At 57.8% G+C, this 20,241-nt stretch carries 18 protein-coding genes and 1 pseudogene; 13 read left to right on the forward strand and 6 right to left on the reverse strand.

The window, feature by feature from the left end; translation table 11 throughout:
- The first annotated feature begins 117 nt into the window (after nt 1–117).
- The 12 genes from tolQ to folD all read left to right on the forward strand — a co-directional run bounded on the left by tolQ (nt 118) and on the right by folD (nt 12,559).
- Complete coding sequence (tolQ, locus tag ED661_RS05140; RefSeq protein WP_122072867.1) at nt 118–813, forward strand: protein TolQ; 696 nt, start codon at nt 118–120, stop codon at nt 811–813.
- A gap of 3 nt (nt 814–816) precedes the next feature.
- Nucleotides 817–1,308 (forward strand): protein TolR, encoded by a 492-nt coding sequence (gene tolR / locus ED661_RS05145; RefSeq protein ID WP_122072868.1) that lies wholly within the window; start codon nt 817–819, stop codon nt 1,306–1,308.
- Nucleotides 1,309–1,335: 27 nt separating this feature from the next.
- Entirely contained in the window at nt 1,336–2,469 is a 1,134-nt protein-coding gene (locus ED661_RS05150; protein WP_122073338.1) for an energy transducer TonB, read from the forward strand.
- Nucleotides 2,470–2,599: 130 nt separating this feature from the next.
- Nucleotides 2,600–3,940, forward strand: coding sequence for a Tol-Pal system beta propeller repeat protein TolB (gene tolB, locus ED661_RS05155; RefSeq protein ID WP_122072869.1), 1,341 nt, complete (start codon nt 2,600–2,602; stop codon nt 3,938–3,940).
- A gap of 113 nt (nt 3,941–4,053) precedes the next feature.
- Nucleotides 4,054–4,554: a peptidoglycan-associated lipoprotein Pal gene (gene pal, locus ED661_RS05160; RefSeq protein WP_122072870.1), complete on the forward strand. Its 501-nt coding sequence runs from the start codon at nt 4,054–4,056 to the stop codon at nt 4,552–4,554.
- A gap of 4 nt (nt 4,555–4,558) precedes the next feature.
- Entirely contained in the window at nt 4,559–5,401 is an 843-nt protein-coding gene (gene ybgF / locus ED661_RS05165; protein ID WP_122073339.1) for a tol-pal system protein YbgF, read from the forward strand.
- 35 nt (nt 5,402–5,436) lie between these two features.
- Nucleotides 5,437–6,672: a tRNA lysidine(34) synthetase TilS gene (tilS, locus tag ED661_RS05170; RefSeq protein WP_122073340.1), complete on the forward strand. Its 1,236-nt coding sequence runs from the start codon at nt 5,437–5,439 to the stop codon at nt 6,670–6,672.
- Nucleotides 6,673–6,747: 75 nt separating this feature from the next.
- Nucleotides 6,748–8,670 carry an ATP-dependent zinc metalloprotease FtsH gene (gene ftsH / locus ED661_RS05175; protein WP_122072871.1) on the forward strand — a complete coding sequence of 641 codons (1,923 nt, stop codon included), beginning with the start codon at nt 6,748–6,750 and terminating at the stop codon, nt 8,668–8,670.
- Nucleotides 8,671–8,799: 129 nt separating this feature from the next.
- On the forward strand, nt 8,800–9,375 hold the full coding sequence (locus tag ED661_RS05180; protein ID WP_122072872.1) for an MOSC domain-containing protein: 576 nt from the start codon (nt 8,800–8,802) through the stop codon (nt 9,373–9,375).
- A gap of 187 nt (nt 9,376–9,562) precedes the next feature.
- Nucleotides 9,563–11,239 (forward strand): formate--tetrahydrofolate ligase, encoded by a 1,677-nt coding sequence (locus ED661_RS05185; RefSeq protein ID WP_122072873.1) that lies wholly within the window; start codon nt 9,563–9,565, stop codon nt 11,237–11,239.
- A gap of 60 nt (nt 11,240–11,299) precedes the next feature.
- Nucleotides 11,300–11,605 carry a chorismate mutase gene (locus tag ED661_RS05190; protein WP_122072874.1) on the forward strand — a complete coding sequence of 102 codons (306 nt, stop codon included), beginning with the start codon at nt 11,300–11,302 and terminating at the stop codon, nt 11,603–11,605.
- A gap of 51 nt (nt 11,606–11,656) precedes the next feature.
- Nucleotides 11,657–12,559: a bifunctional methylenetetrahydrofolate dehydrogenase/methenyltetrahydrofolate cyclohydrolase FolD gene (gene folD / locus ED661_RS05195; protein ID WP_122072875.1), complete on the forward strand. Its 903-nt coding sequence runs from the start codon at nt 11,657–11,659 to the stop codon at nt 12,557–12,559.
- A 427-nt stretch (nt 12,560–12,986) separates the two neighbouring features.
- Here the strand turns inward: folD and ED661_RS05200 are convergent.
- Nucleotides 12,987–13,886, reverse strand: a pseudogene (locus ED661_RS05200) (DDE-type integrase/transposase/recombinase); the annotation flags it as partial.
- Nucleotides 13,887–14,725: 839 nt separating this feature from the next.
- Nucleotides 14,726–15,133 (reverse strand): PaaI family thioesterase, encoded by a 408-nt coding sequence (locus ED661_RS05205; protein WP_122072876.1) that lies wholly within the window; start codon nt 15,131–15,133, stop codon nt 14,726–14,728.
- A 200-nt stretch (nt 15,134–15,333) separates the two neighbouring features.
- Here ED661_RS05205 and ED661_RS05210 point away from each other — a divergent pair, with 200 nt between their 5' ends.
- Nucleotides 15,334–15,816 carry a DUF4405 domain-containing protein gene (locus tag ED661_RS05210; protein ID WP_122072877.1) on the forward strand — a complete coding sequence of 161 codons (483 nt, stop codon included), beginning with the start codon at nt 15,334–15,336 and terminating at the stop codon, nt 15,814–15,816.
- Nucleotides 15,817–15,906: 90 nt separating this feature from the next.
- On the opposite strand, the gene ED661_RS05215 is transcribed toward ED661_RS05210, so the two are convergent.
- From ED661_RS05215 to ED661_RS05230, 4 genes are all read right to left on the reverse strand, one after another.
- Entirely contained in the window at nt 15,907–17,214 is a 1,308-nt protein-coding gene (locus ED661_RS05215; protein WP_122072878.1) for an ATPase, read from the reverse strand.
- A 191-nt stretch (nt 17,215–17,405) separates the two neighbouring features.
- On the reverse strand, nt 17,406–17,738 hold the full coding sequence (locus tag ED661_RS05220) for a PilZ domain-containing protein (RefSeq protein ID WP_122072879.1): 333 nt from the start codon (nt 17,736–17,738) through the stop codon (nt 17,406–17,408).
- 364 nt (nt 17,739–18,102) lie between these two features.
- Nucleotides 18,103–18,777 (reverse strand): hypothetical protein, encoded by a 675-nt coding sequence (locus ED661_RS05225; RefSeq protein WP_254054773.1) that lies wholly within the window; start codon nt 18,775–18,777, stop codon nt 18,103–18,105.
- A gap of 12 nt (nt 18,778–18,789) precedes the next feature.
- Nucleotides 18,790–20,196 (reverse strand): selenium-binding protein SBP56-related protein, encoded by a 1,407-nt coding sequence (locus tag ED661_RS05230; protein ID WP_122072881.1) that lies wholly within the window; start codon nt 20,194–20,196, stop codon nt 18,790–18,792.
- Nucleotides 20,197–20,241: the final 45 nt, after the last annotated feature.

Below are 20,241 nucleotides of genomic sequence, written 5' to 3' on the forward strand. Positions count from 1 at the left end.
CGCAACAGACGGTCATAGACGAGTGACGGCAACGAGCAGTGGCACTGGGATCCTGAAGTGGGGCCTCTGTGCAATTAGGTAAGACCGGAGCGATCCGGCTGAGGATTGAGCAGGCAAATGGAAGCAGAAACTCTGGCGCTGGCGCAGGAGATTGATTTCTCCATGTGGGGTCTTTTCGCGCGGGCCACTTTTACCGTGAAACTGGTGATGCTGATGCTGACCGCGGCCTCGATCTGGTCTTGGGGTATCATCATCCAAAAACTGATCAATTACCGTCAGGCACGCCGCCGGGCGGCCCGGTTTGATCAGGCATTTTGGTCCGGCGAGCCACTGGACGGGTTGTTTGACCAGTTGGGACCAGAGCCCACAGGCCATTCAGAACGGATTTTTGCCGCTGGCATGGCGGAATGGCGGCGCAGCCACCGCAGTGATGGCGGGCTGATCCCGGGCGCCCAGGCGCGGATTGATCGCTCGATGGATGTCGCTATCGCCAAAGAGACCGAAGATCTGCAACGCGGCCTATCGGTGCTGGCAACCGTGGGCTCCACGGCGCCCTTTGTTGGGCTGTTTGGCACGGTCTGGGGCATCATGACCGCCTTTATCGAAATTGCGGAACAACAAAGTACCAATCTGGCGGTTGTCGCCCCTGGTATTGCCGAGGCGCTTTTGGCTACGGGCCTGGGCCTGTTGGCGGCGATCCCGGCGGTGGTGTTCTATAACAAGCTGAGCGCCGACAGTGATCGCATCCTGGGCGGCTATGAGGCCTTTGCCGACGAATTTGCCACCATCCTCAGCCGTCAGTTGGATTCCTGAGCCATGGGCGCGGCGGTTCAAAACTCTTCCTCCAGTGAGCGGCGTCGCGGACGCCGTCGGGGCCGGGCGCGGCCGATGTCCGAAATCAACGTGACGCCTTTTGTTGACGTTATGCTGGTGCTGCTGATCATCTTTATGGTGGCGGCACCGCTGACCACTGTGGGGGTGCCGGTGGATCTGCCAAAGACCGAAGCGGGGGCATTGCCAAGCGAGCAGGAAGAGCCGCTGACCGTGACCATGATCCTTGGCGGTGAGATCCAGATCCAGACCACCCCGGTGGCCCGCGAGGAGCTGGTGGCAAAACTGCGTGCTATTGCAGCAGAGCGCACTTCTGAGCGGGTCTATCTGCGCGCCGATGGCGGTATTTCCTACGCGGAGGTAATGCAGGTGATGGGCGCGCTAAACGCAGGCGGCTTTGCCAATGTCGGGCTGGTGACAGATCTGGCCGGGCCAGAGCCAGAGGCTGACACCGCGGCCACTGGCGCGGATCAATAAGCGGGGGCTTGGGGCATTTTCATGGGCCTGCAAACCGGAACCAAATTCTCCCTTGCGGGGCATGGCCTGTTGGTGGGTTGGGTTGCTTTTGGCGCCTGGCTGCCGTCTGAGCCCTTGCCGCTGCCGGTGCAAGAGGTTGCGGTGATCTCGGCAGAGGAATTTGCGAGGCTGAGCCAGCAGATCCAGGCCCCGGAGATAACAGAAACCCCAAGCAGCCTGACACCGCCCGAAACCTCTCTGGCGCCCCCAGACCTGCCCCTGCGCCCGGAAACCCGTCCCGACACATCCATTCCGGACGCCACCGCTGAGCCTGTGGTGGATGCGCCAGTGCCTGTTTTGCCTGAGCCGGAGCCAGAACCAGAGGTCGCCGATACCCTGCCAGAGCCAGTTACGCCGCCCGAAACACTGCCCGAGAGTCCGGCGATTGTGCCAAGCCAGCCGGTTCCGGAGCTGGTTCGTCCGGCAGAGCGTGTGGCGCCAGTCCCGGTGGAGGCCCCTGAAGAAGAGGTGGCAATTGGCGATCTGGTTCAGCCAGAGGTGAACCCTGATGAAGGGGCGTTGAGCGAGCAGGAGGTGCAGGAGGCCACCGCCCCCGAGGCTGCGAGCGATAGGATTGTGACCGAAGCCAATGAAAGCGACGAGGCAGAGCCTGCACCACCAGTGACCGCGCCGCTCACCTCGGTACGCCCCAAAACACGACCCCGCCGGCCCGCGCCCGCCGAAGTCGCTGAGACGACACCCGCCGCGCCGCAAGAAGATCAATCCTCGGCCATTGAGGATGCACTGGCTGCTGCCATTGCCGGAGGCGGTGAAGTCGCAGCGCCGGAACCCTCTGGTCCGCCATTGACGGTCGGAGAAAAAGACGCGCTGCGGGTCTCTGTGTCGAAATGCTGGAATGTCGGCTCGCTCTCAACGGAGGCGTTGAAAACCACCGTCGAGGTTGCAGTCTCACTGGACCCGGACGGGCGGCCTAAGACCAGCACCATCCGGATGATGTCGAGCACTGGTGGCTCGACCAATGCGGCCAAACAGGCCTATGAGGCAGCGCGGCGCGCGATCATTCGCTGTGGCGCCAAGGGGTTTTCCTTGCCGAGCGAAAAATATGACCATTGGCGCGACATTGTGATGACTTTTAACCCTGAGAAGATGCGGATCAAATGAGACACCAAAAATTGAAAACGCCACACACAGGGTTCGACTATGACTGGGGGAGGCGGGATTTTCCCCCTGCATTGACACCCCGAACGCTTGATACTGCTCTGATATTCACTCCGGAAAGGACGCAACTCTCATGAGGCGCAACCTGACAGCCCTTTTTGCAAGCCTTCTCCTTGCGACCGCACCGCTGCTGACCATTGGCAGCGCAGCTGAGGCCCAGAATGGGCCGCTGCGGATCGAAATCACCGATGGGGTGATCGAACCGCTGCCCTATGCGGTGCCGAGTTTTCTGCCCGAAACCCCGGCGGCGGCAGAGCTGGCCAATCAGATCACCCGGGTGATCGCGGAGGATCTCAGCGGCACCGGGTTGTTTCGCGAAATCCCCGCGACCGCGCATATCTCTACGGTGAGTGATTTTAACGCGCCGGTGCGGTTTGCCGACTGGAAAGCGGTGAATGCGCAGGCTTTGATTACCGGCGCGGTCTCCGTCAATGGCAAGCAGTTGACGGTGCGGTTTCGCGGCTATGACATCTTTGCCGATAACGAGCTGGGCGCCGGTTTGCAGTTCAGTGGCACCACCGATGGCTGGCGTCGCATGGCCCATAAGGTGGCAGATGCCATCTACAGCCGGATCACTGGCGAGAGCGGGTATTTTGACAGCCGGGTGGTTTTTGTTTCCGAGACCGGCCCGAAAAATGACCGTCGCAAACGCCTGGCGATCATGGATTATGACGGCGCCGGGGTGCAGTATCTGACCAATAGCGCCGCTCTGGTGCTGGCGCCGCGTTTTTCGCCCACCGGTGACCGGGTGCTTTACACCAGCTATGAAAGTGGCTTTCCGCAGATCCACGTGCTGGACGTGGGCAAGGTACAGCGGCGGGTCTTGTCGGCGGATAAGGGCATCATGAGCTTTGCGCCGCGGTTCGCGCCGGATGGCAATACGGTAGTCTATTCCCAGGCCGAAGGTGGTAATACCGATCTTTATACCATGGATATCGCCACCGGAGCCCGCAAGCGGTTGACCAGCGCGCCCTCGATCGAGACCGCCCCCTCGTATTCACCAGATGGCAGCCAGATTGTCTTTGAAAGCGACCGCTCCGGCACGCCACAGCTCTATGTGATGGCCGCCAGTGGCGGTGAGGCCCGCCGGGTGAGCTTTGGCAAGGGGCGCTATGGCACGCCTGTTTGGTCGCCGCGCGGTGATCTCATTGCCTTTACCAAGCAAAGCAAAGGCCGTTTCCACATTGGGGTGATGCGGCTGGATGGCAGCGAAGAGCGTCTGCTGACGGCCTCTTTCCTGGATGAGGGCCCAAGCTGGTCGCCCAATGGCAGGGTGATCATGTTCACCCGCGAAACCCAGGGGGCCAATGGTCGTGCACTGCTCTATTCGGTGGATATTCTGGGGCGAAACCTGAAACCTGTGCGTACTCCGGACGGGGCGTCGGACCCGGCCTGGTCACCGTTGCAAAAATAACAAGAAGCCGCAGGCTGAACTGGCCTGAAAATGCAAGACTGGAAGACCTGCATAGAATCGGCCCATGCTCTGTGATAGGCTAGGCCCCAGAAACCAAAGGAAAAGACATAGTCATGAGCGGTTTTAAAAAGGCATTTGTCCTGGTTGCAGCCCTGGGGCTGGCTGGGTGCAGCACCTCCCCATGGGACGACAGCTCCCTTGGCAACTCTGGTGGCACTGGCATCGCAGGTTCCAATCTGGATCCGGCCAGCCCGGCTTACTTCCAAGAGACCATTGGTGATCGGGTGTTGTTCTTGGTGGATCAGTCCGCCCTGAACCCCGCAGCCGAATCCATCCTGCAAGGTCAGGCCCGTTGGTTGACCGCCAATGCGGACTATAGCGTTACCATCGAAGGACATGCGGATGAGCAGGGGACCAGGATCTACAACCTGGCCCTGGGTGAGCGCCGTGCCAATGCCGCCCGCGAATATCTGATTTCGCAGGGGGTCTCTGGGTCGCGGATCCAGGTTGTTACCTATGGCAAAGAACGCCCGCTGGAGATCTGCTCGGCTGAGAGCTGCTATGCCAATAACCGCCGCGCGGTGACCGTCTTGGCCGGTGGATTGACGGGGTAAGATGATGCGGTTTCTGCGAGCGGTCTTTCTGACAACAACTCTTTTGGGGACATCCAGTTTGGTGTCACCAGCTATGGCGCAGGATCAGCAGACCCTGGCGGATATTCGTCAGGAGCTGACAGTTCTTTACGTGGATATACAGCGCCTGAAACGGGAGCTGTCCACCACGGGGGGCGTTTCCTCCAGCGCGACTGTAGGCAGTTCGGTGCTGGACCGGGTCGGGGCGATCGAGACCAGCCTGCAACAGCTGACGGCGCAGACGGAACAGTTGGAATATCGCATCAACCGAATTGTTGCTGATGGCACCAATCGCATTGGTGATCTGGAATTCCGCCTGGTCGAGCTGGAAGGCGGCGATATCGGCGCCCTGGGAGAGACCAGCACCCTGGGCGGTGAAGAGACCCTGGACGGGGCTGGTACCTTGGGCGGGGCTCAGATTGTCACCGATAGTGGCAGCGAGCTGGCTGTTGGCGAACAGGCTGATTTTGATGCAGCACAACAGAATTTGAGCGAGGGCGCCTATCAGCAGGCAGCCGAAAAATTTGCCACTTTCACCCAGTCCTATCCGGGCAGCCCGCTTGCCCCGGAGGCTGATTTCAATCGGGGCAAGGCGCTGGACGGGCTTGGCGATACGCGTGAAGCCGCGCGGGCCTATCTGGCCTCCTTTACTGGCGATGCAAATGGCGAGATGGCACCTCAGGCACTGTTTGAACTGGGGGCAGCATTGGGACGGCTGGGGCAGGTCGATCAGGCCTGTATTACTTTGTCAGAGGTGGGTGTACGCTTCCCCGGAGGCGATATGGTTGCTCAAGCAAAGGTCGAGATGGCCGCATTGGGATGCTCTTGACCGAGATTGAGCCTGGCGAATCCGGCAGAGAGGCTATGATTGACACTCTGCGCCAGCAGTTTGCCACGCCGTTGCCTGCACGCATTGGCATCGCGGTGTCGGGTGGCGGCGATTCCGTCGCGCTGATGCATCTGTTGAATGACTGTTTTAGCAATGATCCGGTGGAGCTGATGGTGGCCACTGTGGATCACGGTTTGCGCGCCGAATCACGTCAGGAGGCCGAAGAGGTCGCGCAGGTGGCGCAACAGCTGGGCCTGCGTCATGAGATTTTGACCTGGGACCAGGGACCAGAGGAAACAGGCAACCTGCAGGATCAGGCCCGGCGTGCCCGTTATGGTCTGCTGACGGGGTGGGCCCGGCAAAATGGGATTCCTGTTCTGGCACTTGGCCATACGGCGGATGATCAGGCCGAAACGGTGATCATGCGTTTGATGCGGGCCTCGGGCGTTAACGGGCTTGCAGGTATTCCGGTGCGGCGCACCCAGGATGGGGTCTCACTGTTGCGGCCTCTTCTGGGCCTGCGCCGAAAGGCCTTGCGCGACTATCTGCGCTCAATCGGGCAGAATTGGATCGAAGATCCATCAAATGACGATGAAAGCTATGATCGGATCAAAACCCGTAAAGCGCTGACGGTTCTGGAGGAGCTGGGGCTGACGGTGCCTGCGCTTGCGACCGTGGCGCAGAATATGGGTAAGGCGCAGACTGCTCTGGGCTGGTATGCCTTCTTGTCGGCGCGCGACATGGCCCAGATTGAGGCAGGCGCCGTGGTGTTTGAGCTGCGAAAGTTCCGCACTTTGCCCGATGAAATCTCTCATCGGTTGATGATGCAGGCGCTTTTGTGGGTTTCAGGCGGCCAATACCCGCCGAGACGCCAGCCGATGATCGAAGCTGTCGCTATTGCGCAACGGGGCGGGGCGACAACCCTGTCCGGATGCCGTATTCTGAGCCACCGGGACAGGATCTGGATCTGCCGTGAGGCGGCCATGGTGCAACAAGAGAGCAGCGATCCGGGCGAAGTTTGGGACCAAAGGTGGCGGGTTTTTGCAGGAAAATTAGAGTCTTGTGAGGTTCGCCCCTTAGGCAGTGAAGGGTTGAAATCCTGCCCGGACTGGCGCGACCAGGACTGTCCTGCGCCGGTTCTGGAGGTTACGCCTTCCCTGTGGCGCAATGGTGCGCTGATGGCTGCTCCGCTGGCAGGATTCGCCAATGAATGCAGCGCAGAACCAATAAATAGTGCAGAAGAGTTCTTCGCATCGCTTTTATCGCATTGAACCTGCCTGAATGTTCCTTATTTTATGCGTAACGAGGGCCTCCTGCGAGGAGGCCCGGATATTAGGAGATATTCCTTGGGTAACGCACGTAACATCGCCTTCTGGGTCGTTCTGTTCGTCTTGATTCTGGCGCTGTTCAATCTGTTCAGTGGTTCAGGCGGTACGATGCAGAGCAACGAACGCTCTTTCTCGGACTTTGTCGCTTCGGTTGAAGGCGGACAGGTCAGCACCGTGGTGCTGGATGGGGAGCAGGTTCGCTTCTCTACCTCCGACGGGCAGAACTATGTGACCATCCGGCCCTCTGATGCCGAAGTCACCGAGCTACTGATCAAGAACAACATTCCGGTGCGCGCTGAAAAGCAGCAGCAGTCTGGGTTCCAGTCGTTCCTGATCACCCTACTGCCCTTTGTGTTGCTGATCGGTGTCTGGATCTACTTCATGAACCGGATGCAGGGCGGCGGCAAAGGTGGCGCCATGGGCTTTGGCAAATCCAAGGCCAAGATGCTCACCGAAAAGCATGGCCGCGTGACCTTTGATGATGTTGCAGGCATTGATGAGGCCAAGGAAGAGCTGGAAGAGATTGTGGAGTTCCTGCGCAACCCGCAGAAATTCTCGCGCCTCGGTGGCAAGATCCCCAAAGGCGCGCTGCTGGTTGGCCCGCCCGGTACTGGTAAAACGCTGTTGGCCCGTGCCATCGCAGGCGAGGCCGGTGTGCCGTTTTTCACCATTTCCGGCTCAGACTTTGTTGAGATGTTTGTCGGCGTAGGTGCCTCCCGTGTGCGCGACATGTTCGAGCAGGCGAAGAAGAACGCGCCCTGTATCGTCTTTATCGATGAGATCGACGCCGTTGGCCGTCATCGTGGTGCCGGTTACGGCGGCGGCAATGATGAGCGTGAGCAAACCCTGAACCAGCTGCTGGTTGAGATGGATGGATTTGAAGCCAATGAGGGCGTCATCATTCTGGCGGCGACCAACCGCAAAGATGTGCTGGACCCTGCCTTGCTGCGTCCGGGTCGCTTTGACCGCAACGTGACTGTTGGCAACCCCGACATCAAGGGCCGCGAAAAGATCCTCGGCGTGCATGCCCGCAAGACACCACTGGGGCCTGACGTGGATCTGCGCATCATCGCCCGTGGTACCCCTGGTTTCTCGGGTGCGGATCTGGCGAATCTAGTCAACGAAGCTGCCCTGATGGCCGCCCGCGTTGGTCGTCGCTTTGTCACCATGGAGGATTTTGAATCCGCCAAGGATAAGGTGATGATGGGGGCCGAGCGCCGCTCTATGGTGCTGACCCAGGACCAGAAAGAAAAGACTGCCTATCACGAAGCGGGCCACGCTGTTGTTGGCTTGAAACTGCCGGAATGTGATCCTGTTTATAAGGCAACGATCATTCCACGTGGTGGTGCATTGGGCATGGTTGTCTCGCTGCCGGAAATGGATCGCCTCAACTGGCACAAGGATGAGTGCAACCAGAAACTGGCCATGACCATGGCGGGCAAGGCGGCTGAGATCATCAAATACGGCGAGGACCATGTCTCCAATGGCCCGGCGGGTGATATTCAGCAGGCCAGCCAATTGTCCCGCGCCATGATCATGCGGTGGGGCATGTCCGACAAAGTTGGTAATATCGACTATGCCGAGGCACATGAAGGCTACAGCGGCAATACCACCGGCTTCTCGGTCTCTGCTCATACCAAGGAGCTGATTGAAGAGGAGGTCCGCACCTTTATCCAGAATGGTTATGATCGCGCCTTTGAGATCCTGACCGAGTATAAGGATGAGTGGGAGCGCCTGGCGCAGGGCTTGTTGGAATATGAGACCCTGACCGGCGATGAGATCAAGCGCGTCATGAAGGGCGAGCCGCCGCATGAAAAGGGCGACGATTCCGATGAGGATGAGGGTAATGCTTCGGTCACGGCCATTCCCAAGGCCAAGACGAAGAAGCCTTCCCCTGAGGGAGAGGGCGATTCCGGGCTGGAACCGGAGCCGACCTCCTAAGCTTTGAGATCAAAGTACAAACTCTTAAGCCCCAGGAACCTGTTTTAGGTTTCTGGGGCTTTCCATTGCTGCTGGTGAATATAGTGTCGCCAAGAACGCGTAGTTTGGAACAGAGACGAGGGGCGAGACATGCCGGTATTGCTGGAAACAGAATTCAAAGGTGAAGTGGTTTGGGCAGGCGAAACTGCCGCAGATACCGGCATTGCAGGTTCAGCCGTGGGGGCACTGACCCTGGGCTTTCACGGGATGAACGGCGAGCGCCATCAGGGGGAAAACCGCGCGTCTTGTGTGCGTATGCGCAATCTCTATCCAGAAGGCACTACGATCCGCAATGTGCGCCAGCTGAGCATCCTTTCAGAGGAAGAATTGGCACTGATCGCCGCTGACATGGGGCTGGAACAGGTCGACCCCGCAGCACTGGGGGCCAATCTGGTGCTGCGCGGCATACCGGACTTTACCTTTGTGCCGCCCTCGTCACGGCTGCAGGGTCCGGATGGGGCCACTCTGACTGTGGACATGGAAAACCGACCCTGCATATTCCCGGGGCGCGAGATTGACAAGGACCATGCGGGCTTTGGGCCCAAGTTCAAACCGGCGGCGCGGGGACGGCGGGGAATCACCGCCTGGGTGGAACGTCCAGGACAGGTGAAAATCGGCGACAGCCTGCAGCTCTTTGTGCCGGATCAGCGAGCCTGGGCGCCCTAGGGGCAACTTATCGGGCACAGAACTTTCGTTTTGGCGACTTTCGTTCCCTCAATCTTTGCCCGGACGCCGCTTCATGGCCGGAAAATGTCGGAAATCACGCGCGCAATTTGCCGCATTCTGACTAAATTCGGGCCAGATCCGGCACCTTGAAGCCGGTGTTTGTTTTCTCACATTCAGGAACCAGGCCATGAGCTACAAGAGTGACATCGAGATCGCCCGCGAGGCGAACAAGCTCCCGATCCAAGAGATCGGTGCAAAGATCGGCATGTCGAACGACGACCTGCTGCCCTATGGCCACGACAAAGCCAAGGTAAGCCAGGAGTTCATCAACTCCGTACAGGGCAAAGAGGACGGCAAGCTGATCCTCGTCACCGCGATCAACCCAACGCCCGCAGGCGAAGGCAAGACCACCACGACCGTTGGTCTGGGCGATGGCCTGAACCGCATTGGCAAAAACGCCATGGTCTGTATCCGCGAAGCGAGCCTGGGTCCAAACTTCGGCATGAAGGGTGGCGCTGCTGGCGGTGGCTACGCTCAGGTCGTGCCCATGGAGGAAATGAACCTCCACTTCACCGGTGACTTCCACGCCATCACTTCGGCCCACTCGCTGCTCTCGGCGATGATCGACAACCACATCTACTGGGGCAACGAGTGCGAAATCGACGTGCGTCGTGTTGCATGGCGTCGTGTTGTCGACATGAACGACCGCGCGCTGCGTCAGATCACGGCCTCCCTCGGTGGCGTGTCCAACGGCTTCCCCCGTGAAACCGGCTTTGACATCACCGTGGCTTCTGAGGTCATGGCGATCCTTTGCCTGGCCACTGACCTGGCCGATCTGGAAAAACGTCTGGGCGACATCATCGTGGCCTACCGCCGCGATAAAACAGCTGTTTACTGCCGCGACATCAAGGCCTCCGGCGCTATGACCGTGCTGTTGAAAGACGCAATGCAGCCAAACCTGGTTCAGACCCTGGAAAACAACCCGGCCTTCGTGCACGGCGGTCCTTTCGCCAATATCGCACATGGCTGTAACTCGGTTATCGCGACCAAAACCGCGCTGAAAGTGGCCGACTATGTTGTCACCGAAGCAGGCTTTGGTGCGGACCTTGGCGCCGAGAAATTCATGAACATCAAGTGCCGTAAGGCCGGTATCGCGCCTTCGGCTGTGGTTCTGGTTGCCACCGTGCGCGCGATGAAGATGAATGGCGGCGTTGCCAAGGCCGATCTGGGTGCCGAAAACGTCGAAGCCGTCAACAATGGCTGTGCCAACCTTGGCCGTCACATCGAGAACATCAAAAGCTTTGGTGTGCCCGTTGTTGTTGCCATCAACCACTTTGTCACCGATACCGATGCCGAAGTTGATGCGGTTAAAGCCTACGCCGAAACCCACGGTGTTGAGGCGGTTCTGTCGCGTCACTGGGAGCTGGGCTCTGAAGGTTCTGCACCGTTGGCCGAAAAAATCGTGGAAATCGTCGATGCAGGTCAGGCCAATTTTGCCCCGATCTACCCCGATGATATGTCACTGTTCGATAAAATCGACACCATCGCCAAGCGGATCTACCGCGCTGACGAAGTGCTGGCCGACAACAAGATCCGCAATCAGTTGAAAGAATGGGAAGCAGCGGGCTACGGCAACCTGCCGGTCTGCATGGCCAAGACCCAGTACTCTTTCTCCACTGATCCGACCCTGCGCGGCGCGCCCACCGGTCACTCGGTTCCGGTGCGTGAAGTGCGCCTCTCGGCGGGTGCTGGTTTCATCGTCGCAGTCTGCGGCGAGATCATGACCATGCCGGGTCTGCCCCGCAAACCTGCGGCAGAGAATATCTGCCTAAATGATGACGGCCAGATCGAAGGCTTGTTCTAAGACGCAAAATGCGCTTTCTGCGGCCCGAGAGATCTTCTCGGGCCGCAAGAGTTTTTAGTGATGACACATCTGATCCCTCCGCAACACTGCGCCGATATGACCGAACTGCGTGGCCAGATCGATGATCTGGACAAAATGCTAGTCGAGTTGCTGGCGACACGCGCTGGCTATATCGACAGGGCGGTTGAGCTGAAGAGGCTCAATGGCTGGCCCGCAAGGATCCCCGCACGGGTGGAAGAGGTCATAGCAAACGCCCGCGCCAAAGCCGGGCAAGCTGGGTTGGATCCCGATCTGATAGAAGGGATGTGGCGCCAGCTGGTAGAATGGTCGATCATGCGAGAAGCCCGCGTGATCCACGAGATTTAGACACGAGACGTAAAGCGGGCCGGTTTGGTCTGCGGCATAAGGAAGAATGCAATGGCAGCAAACATCATTGACGGCAAAGCCTTCGCCGCCACAGTACGCGAAAAAGTGGCCGGCCACGTTGCCCGCCTGAAAGAAGAGCACGGCATCACCCCCGGTCTCGCCGTGGTGCTGGTGGGTGAAGATCCTGCTTCCCAGGTCTATGTGCGTTCCAAGGGCAAGCAGACCGTCGAGACCGGCATGAACTCCTATGAGCACAAGATGGACGCGGATACTTCCGAGGCCGATCTGTTGGCCGTGGTGGAGAAGCTGAACAACGACCCTGCAGTGCATGGTATTCTGGTTCAGCTGCCGCTGCCGGGCCACCTGAACGAAGACCTGATCATCAATTCCATTGCGCCGGAAAAGGATGTGGATGGGTTCCATATTTCCAATGTCGGCCTGTTGGGTACCGGTCAGAAATCCATGGTGCCGTGCACACCGCTGGGCTGCCTGATGATGCTGCGCGACTACCACGGCAGCCTCTCTGGCATGAATGCGGTTGTGATTGGACGCTCCAACATCGTTGGCAAGCCAATGGCACAGCTGCTTCTGGGCGATAGCTGTACCGTCACCATTGCGCATAGCCGCACCAAAGATCTACCCGACGTCGTGCGCCGCGCCGATATCGTGGTTGCTGCAGTGGGACGCCCCGAAATGGTGCCTGGCGACTGGATCAAAGAAGGGGCCACCGTCATCGATGTGGGCATCAACCGCATTCCTGCGCCTGAAAAGGGCGAAGGCAAGATGAAGCTGGTGGGCGATGCAGATTTCGCCAGCTGCTCCGAGCGAGCGGGGGCCATCACACCGGTTCCAGGCGGTGTTGGCCCTATGACCATTGCCTGTCTGCTGGCGAATACAGTCACTGCCTGCTGCCGGGCCAATGGTCTGGCAGAGCCGGAAGGTCTGACTGCCTGAAACAGGTATTTTTGTGCAAGGGAAGGGCTCCGTTTAGGAGCCCTTTTCAGTTTTCATTAGGGGTGCCGAACCTTGCCTCGAAAAATTGTTATTATTATTCACCTGGCCCTTGGCTTGGGCCGTTCTACTTGAGTGGGCCTTGCCCCCTCGCGCCAAGGCGCTCACCCCCAGGATATTTGTGGCCAAATGAATATCCAATCGCCAAGCCCTGTTCATCATTTGGTCCTAAATACCTCGGGGGAGTCGCCAAAGGCGACGGAGGCTAAGCCCCGTGACCCCAAGCCCAACTGAGAATTTTACACAGGCGATTGGCGCGCATCAGAGCGAACAAGGCGAGGGGAAAGGGGATCAGAACAAGGGCGGCAATGGCATGGAGTTGCATGGCCCAGGGCGCGTCCAAAAGAGGCGAGCGGCAAATATGGCCCTTTGAGTTCAGTCCCGGCATCTTGTGGATCGGATTAAGTTGAAACGATCTGGTTCAGAAGTCCGGATTTTGCAGGTTTATTCGTAAGGCGTCAGACTGCTGCGTGTCTTGAGGCGGCGTGCGCAATTGTAGGCGTCAAGGACGCCGCTGAGATGGCTGCGGAGCGGATCGTGGCTGTCCTCGTGATACCGTTTCACGGTCGCACCCTTGATTGTGCGGTTCATCCGCTCGGCTTGGCCGCCACTCGGGAAAACAGTCCCTCGGACTGTTTTCCAATCCTCGCAGCTCCATGGATGGTTTGGCTTGGGTAGGCGATGCTCGATCCCGATTGCCGCGCAGATCATGGCAAACCGCATTGGCCGAGAATAAGGCGTGTTGCGGTTGCGCGGCTGCTCAAAAAACGGAGGCCGTTGTCCGTCAGGATTGTGTGGATTTTGCAAGGTACGGCCTCGAGAACGGCCTCCAGGAATTCCCAGGCTGTCTTGCGGTTTGCTTTGTCTACAAGCCGTGCCACCGCAGACCCGCCGGATCGATCAATGGCTACAAAGAGATAGAGCTAACCTTCATTTGTGCGCAACTCGGCAATGTCGATATGGAAATAGCTAATAGGGTAGCGTTTGAACCTTTGCCGTTTGGGCTTGTTGCCGTCCAACTCTGGAAGTCGCGATATCCCATGCCGTTGCAAGCACCGGTCTAGGGAAGATCGCGTCAGGTGCGGGATGGTTGGCTGCAAGGCATACAAACAATCATCCAGCGGCAGTAGCGTGCGACTATCATCGCCTCTTCATCTTCGCCCAGAACCGTGGAACTGGGCGCTGTTGGACTCGGTTTACGATCTTCAATCATCTCGCGCTTGCGCCATTTGGCGAGCGTTTCGACAGTGATACCGAGTTCCCGGCTCAGCGCCGCGGTTGTCGCTTGCGCTTCTTGGGATCATGCTAGGCATAACCCTGTCAGCCAATGGATCGCTGTATTGTTGCTCTGGAAGCGTGCGTGCTCTCTCGGCAGATTTGCTTTGCAAATCGCCTGCCGAGTAACAGTAGGTGGCGCAGCCGTGACGTGCCCGGCCCATAATGCTTCCTTCCAGTCCAAAGAACAGATCGCACCATCAAACCGTGGGATCAAACACCTGGGGGTGATCTCCGCTCCAAGCCACAGCAATTTCATCATGGTATCCGCAATAAAGTTTACACTAGTCGTGCTTAGGTTTCATGAAATGCAGGTAATTTGGTGGTGATTTCTCGTACGATACGTGAAAGATCGATGCTCATGCGGCTGAATTTTTCTGGGCGCGAGTAACCATGGGCGTTGTTTTGATGATCGAAGCTGCAGCGTTTCTGGGCTGTAGCTAGTTCCAATCTAACACCACAGCATCTGCAAGGCCGAGCACCGAATACCTAGCTCTGCCAGGGTCTTAGGTGCAAATCTGCCTTTGGCCAAGCACGGTACCCCGATCCCGCTGGAGGCGCAGGATTGTTACCCGATGGTGATCCCGACCGGGGCAGTGAGACGCTCTGTTGATGCGATTGGGCGATGCTGCCCCCGAGTTTGCGGAGGCGGGCGGGCGCGTGCATCGGTTCCATTGGGCGAGCCAGACCCAGACCAAAGGGCAGGGCTACAGCCGCCAAAGGGGGGGCGATTTTCTGCAGATGGCCGATGGGCCGCAGGGTCCGGTCAGTCGCAGCTACAGGCGGAACAGGCGGCTGGAGTGCTGTACCCTTTGGGGCAGGCAATGCCCCTCCTTAAGGCGAGACCGGGATCATGGTTCCTTGGAGCACCGCGATCAGCTTTTCCGCGTCCCTGGTGATGGCATGTACCTCGGCGCTGACCACCACAAGGCGGCGACCAGGTTTGATCACGCGCCCGGTGGCCCGCAGATAATCCCCTGCGCCAGGGGCGAGCAGGTTCACCTTGATCTCTGCCGTCATCACCTCTTGATCCGCGGCCAACAGGGTGAGCGCTGAATAGCCTGCCGCGCTGTCGCCAATGGCAAAGGTTAGCGCCGCATGGGCAAAGCCCTGCTGTTGGCGGCTGGTTGCCAGAATGGGCGCGGTGATTATCACCTCTCCGGGCTGGACGCTGCTGATACTGGCACCAAGGGTTTCCATCATGCTTTGCTGGGCAAAGCTATCACGTATGCGCTGTTCCAAAGGGGCGGATCCTATTCTTCCTGAGTGTTTTGGATGTAACCTAAAGCAGGAAGAGGGGCCTGCGCAGGTGACGCTGCGCCACATCTTGCTGGTGGCCCTAACAAGCCGTGTTTCAAGAGCCGAAAAACAAAATTCAAGCGACGGAAAACCTGTTCTGCTGCGTTCAGTCATAAAGCAAGGCATATACAGGAGTTTGGAAAATGTCTGCGTTACGCAATTGGGCCACGCCACTTACCACTGCATCCTTCCTGGTCATGGGAGTGACCGGAATTTTGATGTTTTTTCATCTGGATAGTGGTTTGAATTCCTTTCTGCATGAATGGGGAGGCTGGCTGATGGTTCTGGGGGTGGTGGCGCATCTGCTGCTGAACTGGCGCCCCTTTACCACCTATCTGAAGCGTCCGATGGCGCGTGTTATCATGGGGGGCGGGGTCATTTTGCTGGCGCTGTCCTTCTGGCCGGCCTCGGGTGACGGAGGACACCCGGCGCAGATGGTGATGCAGGCCATGGCGCGTTCGGATGTTGCCACAGTGATTGCGCTGAGCGGTCATGAGCTGCAGGCGGGACTGGATACCCTGGGGGCCGCCGGGATGACAGCGGAAGGCACCACCACCATTGCCGAGTTGACGGGCAGGTCGCGTGACCAGCAAAAGCAGGTGATTGACCTGTTGTTTGCCCCCTAAACGGCTGGTGCAATGACAAAAGGGAGCCATGATGCATGTCATGGCTCCTTTCGTTGGTTCTGCTGGACGTCTCAGGCGAACAGAGCTTGGCTATTTGACGATCTGCTCGTCTTTCACAAACATATTGGCCCAGGCGCGGTCGATCAGATCCGGGCTCATCTGATAGGGGATGCCCTCGAACTCACAGATCGCAATCATCTGGTCAATCAGGAAGATTGGTTGATAATTGGCATAGGTATTATCGATGGTCGGGTATTTCACCTTGAGCAGATGCACCAGAGCGGTCTCGTCCAGTGGCATGCCGCGTTTGCGCGCCACCATGGCAAAGATCTTGAGGAAGTTTTCCTGGTTTGGCCCATCAATCTTGATCTTGAAAAAGATCCGCCGCAGCGCCGCCTGATCAAAGATCTCGTTGGGGTGGAAGTTGGTGGAAAAGATCACCAGCGTGTCAAAGGGTACCTCGAACTTCTCACCCGATTGCAGGGCAAGGATATCCTTGTTTTCTTCCAGTGGTACAATCCAGCGGTTGACCAGAGTCTGCGGCGGCTCCGCCTGACGGCCAAGGTCATCGACGATAAAGATGCCACCAGCCGATTTCAGCTGCAATGGCGCCTGATAGGTGCGGGCGGTGGGGTTATAGACCAAATCCAGCATATCCAGCGTCAGCTCACCACCGGTGATCACCGTGGGGCGTTCACATTTCACGTAGCGGCTGTCAAACCGCTTGGGGCGGCGAATGGCGTTTGGATCCTCTGGTGCCTCGTCAATCAAGGTATGAACGATGGGGTCATAGACGGTAATCACCTGGCCGGCATATTCAATGGCACGCGGCACATAGACGTGATCGCCGAGGGCGTCACGAATACCGTTGGAGATCGAGGATTTACCATTGCCGGGTGGGCCATACATCAGGATCGAACGGCCAGCACTGACCGCAGGCCCCAGATGATCCAGTAGACTGTTGGGCAGCACCAAATGCCCCATGGCGCTGACCAATTGGTCGCGCGTCACCAAGATATTGCGGATCGACTGGCGCTTGATCTGTTCGCGGTAGACATCCAGCGGCACCGGCATGGCGCCAAAATATTCCGATTGGCTCAGCGCGTCTTGTGCTCGCGCCTTGCCCGCATCTGTCAGCTGATAACCCATCTCATTGCCGCTATTGGCGTTGAGCGTGCCAGTGGCTTCCAGCAGCTTCTGCTCGCGGGCCATGTCGATCAGCTCTTGCGTTACCGAGACCGGCAGGCAGATTGCTTCGGCCACCTCGCTGACAATATCGACGTTTTTGCGAAAGATCGTCTTGAGCAGGATATCCCGCATCATCACGATCGGAAGCTGCATCTGCTCCAATCCCTTGGGGGTGGGCGGGGCAGTGACGGGGCTGTTTTGCATGTTCATCTGGTGGCCTGCTCATGGGATCGCAAAGATGTTGTACCTGCCCAGCGGGCAGGGGGCTTTGGACAACAGTCTATTCACCACTGCGGCAAGACTGAGGCAAAGCCGTAGCAATTTGGCGGTCGCTTTGAGCGGATTTTAATGGATCCAGCTGCGGAGCAATCGCAGCTGAATTGTTCGACAGGGCTCCGCTGTCAGAGCGGGTAGGTGCCAGTCATTTTAAAGTAGGCATCGAGCACCGGGCGGGCGCTACGTTTGGCGGAAAAGGCGCAGCCTATGCGCTGCCCGCGTCGCCAACGCACATAGACATCGAAGGTGCCGATATCGGGAATGGTAATTGTGTCCGGGAGGTAGCTTTCCTCTTCACTGGCGCCCGCGGGTAATTCGACGCCAATGCCGCTATAGCTGATGTTGAAGGTAAAGACCTCAAAGGCCTGGTCCGGACAGTGGATCGTGCAGGGCAGGCGCAATTGCAATCGGGACTCTGTATCAACGGGATCTCGAAGAAAGGTGTGGTTCTGCTTCATCGGGGGGCTCTCAATGTCTCTCGTTACTAAACATGTGCAGTATAGACACGAGAGGTTAAGCGAGTGTCGCCGACCCAAAGACAGGTTGTCGCAGGTTGCGCAATGGCACGAGATTTGCACAAGGGCGCCGGGAGTGGGGCATTCCTTTTGATGTGGGCAGCTGTACAAGCCCAGTTTGCAGGGCGGCGCTTCAGGTCTGAAATTGCCACTCTGCCTGTCAAGGTTTGCCCCAACAGATTGAGGGGCTTTGGGTGTTTCACTGGCTCGCCAATAAACGTTAAGCGAACTTTGCTGACCACCGCTACAGTTGCGTCAATGTCCGCTTAACAAGAAGTAAGTCGTTCATATTGATAGGCCTTTGGCCTTAATGATGGCCCGCTAGGGCGGAAAAAATCCCGAATGCCCCGACGAGGATCAGGCTCAACGCCCATACCAGATCGAGGTTGAACCAACTCTTCGAGATGAATTTCAGACCAAACCACGCATAGACAAACACAGCGATTACGGCGCCAGCGAAGGTCATTGCGAAGGTGTGGGTGGCCGCGACCAGAAAAGCGGTCATGACATTGTTTGTCATCAATTCTTGTGCAGCGGCCTGGCCGGTGCCCAACACGCTTTCGCCGGGACGCAAAAGCCCGCAAATACCAAGGTAGATCGGGACCAACATCAGACCCGCACCATGTGCCGTCGCCGCCAGAAACGACCATAATCCCAGCTTGGCAGGATGCACGCGCGCCAGTATTTTTGGGTGCCGGCGGTTGATCAGCAGATAGAGCCCCATCGCAATCACCAACACGCCGGCACAGATGCGGATTTCGCGTTCGTTGTCGATCAGGAAAACCATCATCGAGAACGGCAGCAGGATCACGATCATCGCCAAAAAATGGCCTGTCGCCAACATCGCAAGCGCTTTGATCATCGCGCTTTTCTTGCGCTCAAACAGCGCGGCGGACACCGCCAGCGGCCAGCCCATACCGGGATTTACACCGTGGTAAACACCGGACAAAACGACGGCCCACCAAAGGGCCGTCAAAGTCATATCCTCCATCTACTAGACCGAAGGGTAGCAGAAGCTGTCGGTTGAGCAATCGCCCCCCTCCAGACGGATCTGGTGCGCGCGGGTGTTTTCGGGGAAGTCGATGTAGAAGTCAGGATCAAGGGCAAAACTGCCATCATCAGCGACATTTGCCATCACCATCTGCCCGCCTTCTTGATGCGGGTAGAACTGGTTGTCCCATGTGGAATACAGCGAGTTCGTCCAGTAAACGCGCTTTCCGTCACGGCTGATCTCGACCATTTGAGGGCCATAGATGAAATCTTTGCCGTTGGGGTGCTTGTGCTCAGTGGCGATGCCGCCCAGTTCCACTTTGCCGTTCAGCACAGGATTCATTGGATCAGAAACATCGTATTGATGCATTTCGCCCAAACCCCAGCACGCCACATAGAGGTATTTGTCATCAAGGCTCAGATCGATGTCAGTCACCAACGGCGGCACCGCACCAAAGCCCTTCAGCAAGTCTGGCAGATTATCGGGATCTTCGGGGCGTGGATCAATGGTGATGGTTTTCTTGGACTGCCAGACCCCGTCATCATCACGCCACCAGGTAAAGATCGCACCTTGCAGATTGGTCGTATCCACAACAACACCACAGAAGCCATAGGACTTGGTGGGATCATGGGCAGGGCGAATTTCCAGTGCCATCTGATAGTTTTCACCAAAATCCATGGTCTGGATGTTCTTGCGTGCGCGCAGGTCCCAGAAATGGATGGAGTGACCATATTTATTTGACAATAAATCCTCAGCCACGACGCCGTTTTCATACTGTGGCGGCAGCCCCCATTCAGAGCTGACCATGTAGTCTTGAGGCAGGTTCCACCAGAAATCATAGTGCTTGTCCTGGGCGCCGCGATCCATCTCATACTGGCCGATGATTTCGAAGGTTTCGCAATCCATGATGAAGATGCCCGGAGGACCGTCGGTGCCCTCGGGGCCACCCCCGCCAAGGGTCGAGACATAGATACCTTCGGGTCCGCAGTGAATCGTATGGGGGCGTGAATAACCCGTTTTTTCAAACAGTTCTTCGGGTTCAATGATCTTGTGAATATGTGCCTTCAGTGGATCTTTGACGTCAAAGATAAAGATCCGCGAAGACCGGATGCCGGGCACGATCAGATAGCGACGTTCCAGGAAGGCGTGGCCCGATAAGGGCGACAGCGAAGATGAGCAAGCATTCCAGCCAAAGTGGTGGAATTCGTCACCCGTGGTTTCGGTCATCACGGTATGCACAATCTCGCCGTAGGTGTCTGAACCGGCGCGCAGGTCAATCACCGCGATCCCGTCATGTTGATCCTGGTCCTTGCCCAGCATCACCGTAAAGGCGAAATTTTCTGGTGGAGCCTCCATCGCCAGTTTCGCAGAAGCATGAAACGTTGGATCCGGCTTCATCGGTTTATTCATCGTTCTTCCTCCCTAAAGTTATCCCCACCTCCATGGGGGTCGAAA

The organism is Pseudophaeobacter sp. EL27 (assembly GCF_900313025.1).
Classification (GTDB): Bacteria; Pseudomonadota; Alphaproteobacteria; order Rhodobacterales; family Rhodobacteraceae; genus Pseudophaeobacter.

Bases quoted from the DNA above. Each gene is read 5' to 3' on its own strand.
- ED661_RS05230 (WP_122072881.1), bottom strand. From the start codon at position 20,196: ATGAATAAACCGATGAAGCCGGATCCAACGTTTCATGCTTCTGCGAAA.
- tolQ (WP_122072867.1), top strand. From the start codon at position 118: ATGGAAGCAGAAACTCTGGCGCTGGCGCAGGAGATTGATTTCTCCATG.
- ED661_RS05180 (WP_122072872.1), top strand. From the start codon at position 8,800: ATGCCGGTATTGCTGGAAACAGAATTCAAAGGTGAAGTGGTTTGGGCA.
- tilS (WP_122073340.1), top strand. From the start codon at position 5,437: ATGATTGACACTCTGCGCCAGCAGTTTGCCACGCCGTTGCCTGCACGC.
- tolB (WP_122072869.1), top strand. From the start codon at position 2,600: ATGAGGCGCAACCTGACAGCCCTTTTTGCAAGCCTTCTCCTTGCGACC.
- ED661_RS05225 (WP_254054773.1), bottom strand. From the start codon at position 18,777: ATGACTTTGACGGCCCTTTGGTGGGCCGTCGTTTTGTCCGGTGTTTAC.
- folD (WP_122072875.1), top strand. From the start codon at position 11,657: ATGGCAGCAAACATCATTGACGGCAAAGCCTTCGCCGCCACAGTACGC.
- ybgF (WP_122073339.1), top strand. From the start codon at position 4,559: ATGCGGTTTCTGCGAGCGGTCTTTCTGACAACAACTCTTTTGGGGACA.
- ED661_RS05215 (WP_122072878.1), bottom strand. From the start codon at position 17,214: ATGAACATGCAAAACAGCCCCGTCACTGCCCCGCCCACCCCCAAGGGA.
- ED661_RS05220 (WP_122072879.1), bottom strand. From the start codon at position 17,738: ATGAAGCAGAACCACACCTTTCTTCGAGATCCCGTTGATACAGAGTCC.
- ED661_RS05210 (WP_122072877.1), top strand. From the start codon at position 15,334: ATGTCTGCGTTACGCAATTGGGCCACGCCACTTACCACTGCATCCTTC.
- tolR (WP_122072868.1), top strand. From the start codon at position 817: ATGGGCGCGGCGGTTCAAAACTCTTCCTCCAGTGAGCGGCGTCGCGGA.
- pal (WP_122072870.1), top strand. From the start codon at position 4,054: ATGAGCGGTTTTAAAAAGGCATTTGTCCTGGTTGCAGCCCTGGGGCTG.
- ED661_RS05190 (WP_122072874.1), top strand. From the start codon at position 11,300: ATGACACATCTGATCCCTCCGCAACACTGCGCCGATATGACCGAACTG.
- ED661_RS05185 (WP_122072873.1), top strand. From the start codon at position 9,563: ATGAGCTACAAGAGTGACATCGAGATCGCCCGCGAGGCGAACAAGCTC.